The 1697-nt window shown below is 44.0% G+C and carries 2 protein-coding genes; both read right to left on the bottom strand.

The annotated features are described in order from the left end of the window. Positions 1 to 83: 83 nt before the first annotated feature. Entirely contained in the window at positions 84 to 1466 is a 1383-nt protein-coding gene (locus Q7P41_RS10155) for a phosphoglucomutase (protein WP_303884005.1), read from the bottom strand. 5 nt (positions 1467 to 1471) lie between these two features. Beyond that, a partial coding sequence (locus Q7P41_RS10150) for a M23 family metallopeptidase (protein ID WP_303884004.1) occupies positions 1472 to 1697 on the bottom strand: 226 nt, incomplete at its 5' end.

Raw genomic sequence — 1697 nt, 5'->3', positions numbered from 1 at the left:
TCATATCATCTAAAAAGGCCGAGGAGACTCTTCTCTCGGCCAAGGATATCAAAGAAAAAACATAATAACATGGTTAAAATTGCTTATTTTGCGTCAAGCTCAAACACCTTTATTGCACCAGCTTTAAACTTATCTAAAATATCATCGCTTTTGGCTTCGATGTATAGGCGCACGACATCCTCAGTTCCAGAAGGCCTAAGCAAAACCCATGCTTTGTCGCATATTATTTTCAGGCCATCATCCCTTTTTATTGACAAAACATCCTCTCCACAAAAAGTATTATCTTGCCATTCTCCGATTAAAGCCACCACTTTCTCTTTTTGCTTATGAGTGACATTAAAGTCGATCCTGGTTGATACGTATCTCGCGCCTATTTTGTCATACAAATCATCAAGTAATGCTTTTATAGAACTCTTTGTTTCGCAAGCCACTTTTAAAACCAGAAGGCAGATCAAAATGCCATCCTTTTCGGGCACGTGCCCTGATATAGAAGCCCCGCCTGATTCTTCCCCGGCAAGCAAAACATTTTCTTTTAAAAGCAATTGACTCAGGTATTTAAACCCCACAGGAGTCTCCCAAACAGGTTGACCCGCAAGTTTGGCAATCTCATCCAGCATATGAGTTGTAGCTACAGTCCTTGCCACTCCACCTTTTTTACCTAATTCCAATAGATAAGAGTAAAGAATCGCCAAAATATAATTGGCAGGGTAAAATTCACCATCTACATCGACAATTCCAAAGCGGTCAGCATCTCCATCGGTTGAAAGTCCAATGGCACCTAATTCCTTGGCTTTACATGCAAGTTCCCTTAGCGTTTCCTTTTTTGGCTCAGGGCTCAATCCCGCGAAATCAGGACGCAAATCTTCGTGTATTGCCGTCACTTCAAACCCTGATTCTCTTAAGATTCTCGACAAATACCTTCCACCCACACCGTGCAAAGTATCGATGACTACTTTTTGACCGTTTCCTTCAACTTGAGCCAAGTTTTTTATATGAGATATATAAACATCAGTGGGATCGAAGCATTCTGCATCTTTTTCAAGTATTTTGACATCGGGAGGAGCTGTGGCAATATAGGACTCAATTTTATCAGTTATGCTGGGAATTGCAGGTCCAGCATAGGAAGGAATAAACTTTAGTCCCTGGTAATCCGGGGGGTTATGACTGGCGGTAAACATTATCGCTCCCTCGGCACTTAAATGTTTTACCGCAAATGCACATACGGGCGTAGCTGTAGGACCTTCTAGTGCAACTGGCCGAAGTTTCATGCCTGCCAAGACCTGGCTTGAAATCTTTGCAAACCTTTCCCCCAGGAAACGGCCATCACGTGCCACCAAAAGGGTGGCACCCTCTCCTGATTCTTCAAGGACATATTTGCCTATTGCCCAAGTAACCTTCTTGACATTTTCTACGGTGAAATCGTCAGCTATTATCCCGCGCCACCCGTCCGTCCCAAATTTGATCATTCACGTCACCTCAAATACTTCAGAGGATTAACAGGCGCGTTACCCTTTCTAACCTCAAAGTGCAAATGTGGCCCTGTAGCTCTTCCTGTGCTTCCTACTCTTGCAATGACCTGACCAGCGCTAACTCTCTGACCCCTCTTGACCGATATGCTGCTGCAATGGCCATAAAGGGTCTTGTAGCCTCTCCCATGATCAATTACGACCGTTCGCCCATAACCTCCCATCCATCCG

This window comes from Acetomicrobium mobile (assembly GCF_937920065.1).
Note: the sequence above shows the minus strand (reverse complement) of the source record. Positions and strands in the feature narration are given on the sequence as shown.

What these genes read in the sequence shown, in the direction of transcription:
- Q7P41_RS10155 (WP_303884005.1), bottom strand. Translation starts at nt 1,466, where the DNA reads ATGATCAAATTTGGGACGGACGGGTGGCGCGGGATAATAGCTGACGAT.